The sequence below is a fragment of the Caballeronia sp. M23-90 genome, from assembly GCF_053574605.1.
Window position 1 is genome coordinate 1 of the sequence record NZ_JBSIPA010000383.1, and the last position, 6,416, is coordinate 6,416.

The 6,416-nt window shown below is 61.2% G+C and carries 7 protein-coding genes and 2 pseudogenes; 4 read left to right on the forward strand and 5 right to left on the reverse strand.

From position 1 onward, the window contains the following. The 5 genes from ACRXB1_RS27520 to kaiC all read right to left on the reverse strand — a co-directional run. Positions 1 to 295, reverse strand: a 295-nt coding sequence (locus tag ACRXB1_RS27520) for an ATP-binding protein (RefSeq protein ID WP_449493827.1), incomplete at its 3' end; no start/stop codon positions are given. Beyond that, positions 238 to 657 (reverse strand): PAS domain-containing protein, encoded by a 420-nt coding sequence (locus ACRXB1_RS27525; protein WP_449493823.1) that lies wholly within the window; start codon positions 655 to 657, stop codon positions 238 to 240. The genes ACRXB1_RS27525 and ACRXB1_RS27520, both read right to left, overlap by 58 nt. 5 nt (positions 658 to 662) lie before the next feature. Next, positions 663 to 1,043 (reverse strand): circadian clock KaiB family protein, encoded by a 381-nt coding sequence (locus ACRXB1_RS27530; protein ID WP_062002893.1) that lies wholly within the window; start codon positions 1,041 to 1,043, stop codon positions 663 to 665. Beyond that, on the reverse strand, positions 1,040 to 1,351 hold the full coding sequence (locus tag ACRXB1_RS27535) for a circadian clock KaiB family protein (protein ID WP_174362434.1): 312 nt from the start codon (positions 1,349 to 1,351) through the stop codon (positions 1,040 to 1,042). The genes ACRXB1_RS27530 and ACRXB1_RS27535 overlap by 4 nt, the downstream gene beginning before the upstream one ends. Continuing rightward, positions 1,348 to 3,030, reverse strand: coding sequence for a circadian clock protein KaiC (gene kaiC / locus ACRXB1_RS27540; protein WP_449493824.1), 1,683 nt, complete (start codon positions 3,028 to 3,030; stop codon positions 1,348 to 1,350). Before kaiC ends, ACRXB1_RS27535 begins: the two co-directional genes overlap by 4 nt. 183 nt (positions 3,031 to 3,213) lie before the next feature. Here kaiC and ACRXB1_RS27545 point away from each other — a divergent pair, with 183 nt between their 5' ends. The 4 genes and pseudogenes from ACRXB1_RS27545 to ACRXB1_RS27560 form a co-directional block, all read left to right on the forward strand. Continuing rightward, positions 3,214 to 4,407 carry a GAF domain-containing sensor histidine kinase gene (locus ACRXB1_RS27545; RefSeq protein ID WP_449493825.1) on the forward strand — a complete coding sequence of 398 codons (1,194 nt, stop codon included), beginning with the start codon at positions 3,214 to 3,216 and terminating at the stop codon, positions 4,405 to 4,407. A gap of 3 nt (positions 4,408 to 4,410) precedes the next feature. Next, positions 4,411 to 4,572, forward strand: a pseudogene (locus ACRXB1_RS27550) (VapC toxin family PIN domain ribonuclease); the annotation flags it as partial. A 192-nt stretch (positions 4,573 to 4,764) separates the two neighbouring features. Beyond that, a complete protein-coding gene (locus ACRXB1_RS27555) occupies positions 4,765 to 6,144 on the forward strand; it encodes a GH1 family beta-glucosidase (RefSeq protein ID WP_449493826.1) in 1,380 nt (459 codons plus the stop codon). Between the two features lie 70 nt (positions 6,145 to 6,214). Next, positions 6,215 to 6,416 (forward strand): annotated as a pseudogene (locus tag ACRXB1_RS27560) (carbohydrate ABC transporter substrate-binding protein); the annotation flags it as partial.

The following is a 6,416-nucleotide window of genomic DNA, read 5'->3' on the forward strand; positions in this document are numbered from 1 at the left end:
TGGCGCGCGCGGCGACATCGGCGGGCATGCCCGTGCCGGTGTCGGCCACGCTCAGTTCCACGTAGTCGCCATCGGCCAGATCGGCGTCGTCCGTGATCGTCTTCGAAACCGTCCCGATGCGCAGCAAGCCGCCCGACGGCATGGCGTCACGGGCGTTGATCGCGAGGTTGAGGAGCGCGAGCTCAAGCTGCGTTGCGTCCGCGATGACAAGCGCATGATCGTCGGTGAGTTCCAGCCTCAGATCGACCGATGGAGTTCGTCGCGAGCGGTGCCGGTTGCACTTTCCTGCAGCAATTCGACAAGCCGTACGTGTTGTCCTTCAAGCACAAACGCGCTGAACGCATGGCCGACCACATGCTCCACTTCGCGGTCGAGCAACTGCACGGCGCGTTCGTTGGCGTAGAGGATCGTGCCGTCGCCGGAAAGCATGACCGCGCCTTCCTGCATCTGCTCTACCAGCACACGATACGGCCGGTCCGCACTTTCGAGCGTATAGATGCGCCTGTCCTCGTCGCTGCCGACGACCACCGCATCCACCGCGCCGCTGCGGATGGCGTCGAGCGTGTCTTCCGCTTCGCGCAGCCGCTCGCGCAGTTCTTCTATGGACGCAGTGTCCAGTGACGATACAACGGGTGGGTCGCGGAATTGATCGGGCATGCGCGTCAAGGTTTGATGGAAGCGCTCTCGGGCGCGGGGGGCGCGGCGCCAGCGGTGTCGAATGCATTCAGGCCGAGCGCGGCGAGCACCTTGTTCGAGTCCGACAGGTCGCCGATCACCCGGCGCAGCGGTCCGGGATTGAGCTTCACCAGCGTCGGCGCGGCGATGATCTGCGCGGCGATGGCCGCTTCGGGATGCACATAGATATCGATGACTTCAAGCTCGAAACGTCCCGCCGCGTAGACCTCGAGCAAACGCCGGGCGTTCTCCACGGCGCGCGTGGAGCGGTGCGTGTTCCCCGTGACGTAAAGGCGCAGCACAAGCTGGGCCGATGGCGGCCCTGTCGACGAAAGTCCGCTATCTGCGCCGGCAGGACTTGCGTTCATGAGCGGATCCCCGGACGAAGGTCGAGGCCGACGAGCACGCGTTCAGTATCGGAGAGATCGCCGATGACTTTTTTAAGCGGCGACGGCAAATGTCGCACGACCGTGGGAATGGCGAGGATCTGATCGGCAGCGGCGAGTTGCGGATTCACGCGCAAATCGATGACTTCGATGGAAAATTTCCCGGCCAGATGCGTTGCGCACAATGCGCGCAGGTTGCGGATTGCGGCGAGCGATTTCGGCGTTTCCCCGGCCACGTACAGGCGCAACAGGTAAGGCTCGTCGTTTGGTAACGGTTCGTGGTCGGTCATTGCTTTGACTGCCTGACCCGCGCCATGTCTGCGCGATCGGCATCGCGGGTGCGATCGCGTTCGTTGCGCTGCGTAATCAGCGCCTCGAGTTCCGCCGCTTCGGCTTCCAGCGTCGATTGCAGTTCGGCAACCTGCAGTTCCACCACTTTGCGGCGTCGCGCGAGTTCACGCACTTTTTGCTGCACGGCTTCTTCCCGCGCGGCGATTTCATCGCGTTCCTGAACTTGCTGCGCAAGCCGCGCTGAACCGGTCAGCACGCCCCGCGCTCCTACATAGGCCGGCACCATGGCGATTCCTTCGTTGCTGATCTTGTATTCGCGAACCTGGTTGGAGTGATCCATGCCGCGCGATTTCAGCACGTACACGAGCCGGTTGCGCTCGCCATTCGTTTCCATATGCGACAACGAGATCCATGTGTCCATCAGCGACGAAATGCTGCGGTCGTTGATGCTCGACGCCTGATCGGTGCTTGTCAAACTGGTAAAAATTGCAGTGATTCCGTGTTCCTTGAGCAGGTCGACGAGCCGCAGCAGCGTCGCATGCACTTCCGCGTCGACGCCGCGCAACGCGGAAATCGGGTCGACGACCACGGCGGTCGGCTTGAACAATTCGATGTCCCGCGCCATTCGCGCAAGATGCATTTCCAGCCCGAAGAAACTCGGACGCGCCGATTCGATCCGCAGAGACTTCCCCAGGTACTGCGCAAGATCCAAGCCCACGGAATGCATGTTGCGCACGATCTGCTCGGGCGACTCCTCGAAGGCGAACCAGAGTGTGCGCTCACCGAGCGCGCAGCGCGCTTCCACGAACTCGGCGGCGAAAGTGGTCTTGCCGGTGCCGGCGAGCCCCGAAACCAGCACGCTCGAACCCACGAAATAGCCGCCCGCGCCCAGCATGCCGTCCAGGTCGTCGATGCCCGTGGAAGTGGTTTCGTTCGACGTGACGTGCGACAGGCCCGCCGATGTAATGGGCAGCACGCTGATGCCGGTGGTATCGATGAGGAAGGGGTATTCGTTTGTTCCATGCGCCGAACCGCGATATTTGACGATTCTCAGGCGTCGCGTGCTGACCTGGTTCTCAACGCGGTTATCGAGCAGGATCACGCAGTCGGAAACATATTCCTCGATGCCATGGCGCGTGAGCTGCCCCGGGCCGCCCGCGCCGCGTTCGGCCGTCACGATTGCGGTGACATCGCGCTCCTTCAGCCAGTCGAACAACCGCCGCAACTCCGCGCGCAGCAGTACGGGATTCGGGAAACTCGCGAACAGCGCTTCGAGCGTGTCGAGCACCACGCGCTTGGCGTTCACGCTCCGGATGGCGTAATCGAGGCGCACGAACAGGCCTTCGAGGTCGTAATCGCCGGTTTCCTCGATGACCGTCGGGTCGATCTTCACGTGATCGATGGCAAGTTTTTTTTGCTCGATCAGGGCGTTCACGTCGTATCCGAGCGACGCGACGTTGGCCGCCAGGTCCTCCGCCGATTCCTCGAAACTGACCAGCACGCCGTGTTCGCCGTACTTGAGAACGCCTTCGGCGAGGAAGGTCATTGCAAAAAGCGTCTTGCCGCAACCGGCTGCGCCGCACATCAGGGTGGGACGGCCGTGAGGCAAGCCGCCAAGGGTCACGTCGTCGAAACCCGAAATGCCCGTGGGCGACTTGGAAAGGACTGCTCCGGTCATTGGTCTTCTTTGTATGAGATTGAGTGCGGAAACATCAGTGATTTTTACCTTGGTGGTACTCGCAAAACGGTCAGATTGGCCCGACATGTTGTATCGTGCAGTACATGGTAATGTCGATTTTTCCGGAAACCCGAAGCCAAATTTTGAACCCCATGCAGCTCTTTATTACCTTGACGCGCGTCCATGAGTGATCGCGACGAAGATATCGCCCGCGACGTAGCTGCGGTGGCGCGCATCGGCGCAGTGCCATCCATGCTGAGCGTAATCTGTAAAAACACCGGTCTCGGATTCGCGGCGGTCGCGCGCGTTACCGAAGGAACCTGGACCGCATGCGCCGTTCACGACACGATTCAATTCGGTCTCGTGGCGGGCGGCCAGCTCGACGTTCACACCACGCTTTGCAGCGAGTCAAGGGCGCTGCGCGCCCCGATCACGGTCGACCACGCGAGCACCGATCCGCTTTACCAGAACCACCATACGCCGCGTATCTATAACATCGAAAGTTATATCTCGGTGCCGATCATCCTGCCGAATGGTGAATATTTTGGCAACCTTTGTGCGATCGATCCGCGTCCGGCGGTGGTGTCGGACACCCGTACGCTCACCATGTTCACGCTCTTCGCCGAGCTGATTGCATTGCAGCTCGAGAGCGAAAAAGAGCGTTCGGCGACCGAAGCCGCGCTTCTCGACGAACGCGCGACCGCAGAGTTACGCGAGCAGTTCATCGCAGTGCTTGGTCACGATCTGCGCAACCCGCTGGCGGCTGTTGGCGCGACCGCAGAGTTGCTGGCGCGCCGTGACGACCCGGCTATTGTGTCGCTGGGGACGCGCCTGCGGGCAACGACCAAACGCATGTCGCGGCTGATCGACGACGTCCTCGACTTCGCGCGAGGTCGGCTTGGCGGCGGACTGGGCGTGGCGTTGTCTCCTGCCAGTGACATGTCCGATGCGCTTGCCGATGTCGTCGCGGAATTGCGCACGGCGAACCCCGGGCGCATTGTGCTGGAACATATCGACGTGGATGGCAGTATCGATTGCGACCGGGGCCGCGTGCAGCAGTTGTTGTCGAACCTGCTTGCCAACGCGCTGACTCATGGCGCGCCGGAACAGCCGGTGCACGTCGATGCTGCAATTCATACCGACGATCTGGTCATCAGCGTTGCAAACGGGGGCCATCCCATTGCGCTCGACGAACTCGCAAAGGTTTTCGAGCCGTACTGGCGGTCCTCGACCAGTCAGCCGAGCGGCGGCCTGGGCTTAGGGCTATATATCTGTTCGCAGATCGTCAAGGCACACGGCGGGACGCTTTCGGTGAGTTCGTCAACAGATGCGGGGACGCGTTTTGTCGCGCGGATTCCTGTGAAGTGCGCGGGATAAAAGATCGCAGCGCGGGCGGTCGAGCTCCGTCAGAAACATCGTGTGAAACTTCCGGACGCGATCGTTTGGGCATCGGCACAAGCGCATTCGCTGCTGCTAGTCTCACGCAACACGAAAGATTTTTCGCCAGATCAACCTGGTGTGCGCGTGCCCTACGCTCTGTGATGTGAACGTTAATGTGGCTGATGCCGGCCACGTTATTACCAACGACCTGCGCTGCTCACCCTCATCCGGACTCTTCCCCGCACTTCTCCCTCGCATCCATACAAACCCGGATTGTTCCTGTTTAATCGGCGCTGCTATCGTTCGCAAGCGCTTGTGGAAGCGCTTCCACTCCACCGATCTACAGGAGTTTCCGTGGCATCTGACGCATCCGTTATTTCCAGCGATCCGTTTTCCCCACCCGCCGATTCCGCCCTCTGGCGGCGAGATTTCCTCCTCGGCGCCGCGACTGCCTCGTACCAGATCGAAGGCGCCGTTGATGAGGACGGCCGGCTTCCATCGATCTGGGACACGTTTTCCGCCACGCCCGGCAAGGTGCTCGCCGGCGACACCGGCGCAGTGGCATGCGATCACTATCACCGTTGGGAAGCGGACCTCGATCTGCTGTCGGCGCTCAATGTCGACGGCTACAGGCTCTCGATTGCATGGCCGCGCGTGATGGACGAAGCAGGGCAGCCGAACGGGAAGGGCATCGATTTCTACAAGAAGCTGGTCGGGCGCCTGAAAGAGAAGGGGCTTAAGGTCTTCGTCACGCTGTATCACTGGGACCTGCCGCAGTATCTCGAAGATCGCGGCGGCTGGTTGAATCGCGACATTGTTTATCGGTTTGCGGAATACGCGGACTTGATGAGCCGCGAACTCAAGGGCCAGGTCGACGCATGGGCCACGCTCAACGAACCGTGGTGCTCCGCGTTCCTCGGCTACGGCAACGGCCATCATGCGCCGGGCCTGGCCAACGGCCGATACGCATGCCAGGCGATGCATCACTTGCTGCTCGCGCACGGCAAGGCCGTCGAGGTGCTGCGCGCAAACGATCCCGGCTCGCTGAAAGGGATCGTTGCGAACATGGGGAAAAGCTCGGCCGAAACTGACAGCGCTGCCGACAAACACGCCGCACACCTGTTCGAAGTCCAGCACAACGCGTGGGTGCTCGATCCGCTCTTGAAGAAGTCCTATCCGAAAGATCTTTTCGAGCTGTGGCCCGGTACTGAACCGCTGGTCCTCGATGGCGACATGGAGACCATCGGCGCACCGCTGGATTTCCTTGGCATCAACTACTACTTCCGCAGCAACGTAAAAAGCGATGGCGCGCATGGCTTCACCGAAGTGCCGTTGCAAGGTGTCGAGCGCACGCAAATGGGCTGGGAAGTCTATCCCGATGGACTGCGCGACCTGCTGATCGGATTCCACAAGACCTATCCGTCGTTGCCGCCAATCTACATCACGGAGAACGGCATGGCGTCGGATGACCAGGTGATCGATGGCCAGGTGAACGACGAGCAACGCATCTCGTTCCTGAAACGCCACCTCGCCGCCGTCGACAGCGCGATCAAGGCGGGGGTGGACGTGCGCGGTTATTTCATCTGGTCGCTGATGGATAACTTCGAGTGGGCCTTTGGTTACGAGCGTCGGTTCGGCGTGGTTCATGTGGACTACAAGACGCAGAAGCGCACGTTCAAACGCAGCGCCGAACTCGTCGCGAAGTTCCTCGAGGAGCGTAACGCCCGTGCTTAAGTAATCCTAAGCACAGCATCAGTGCAGATTCCGTTGGACCACATGGGCGAGACAGCCCGGAGGAGACTCAATGAACCGCATGAAGAAGTTGGTTGTCAGCGTCATTGCGGCCGTCGCGGCCACGAGCGCGGCGCACGCCGATCCGTTGAAAGCCACCGTGATCCACTGGTGGACGTCAGGTGGCGAATCAGCCGCCATCAAGCAATTCGCCGATGCCTACAACAAGGCCGGCGGCCTGTGGGTTGACAACGCGGTGGCCGGCGCCTGGTCGA

Excerpts from the sequence above, each read along its gene's own strand:
- ACRXB1_RS27525 (WP_449493823.1), bottom strand. The coding sequence starts at position 657 with ATGCCCGATCAATTCCGCGACCCACCCGTTGTATCGTCACTGGACACT.
- ACRXB1_RS27530 (WP_062002893.1), bottom strand. The coding sequence starts at position 1,043 with ATGAACGCAAGTCCTGCCGGCGCAGATAGCGGACTTTCGTCGACAGGG.
- ACRXB1_RS27535 (WP_174362434.1), bottom strand. The coding sequence starts at position 1,351 with ATGACCGACCACGAACCGTTACCAAACGACGAGCCTTACCTGTTGCGC.
- kaiC (WP_449493824.1), bottom strand. The coding sequence starts at position 3,030 with ATGACCGGAGCAGTCCTTTCCAAGTCGCCCACGGGCATTTCGGGTTTC.
- ACRXB1_RS27545 (WP_449493825.1), top strand. The coding sequence starts at position 3,214 with ATGAGTGATCGCGACGAAGATATCGCCCGCGACGTAGCTGCGGTGGCG.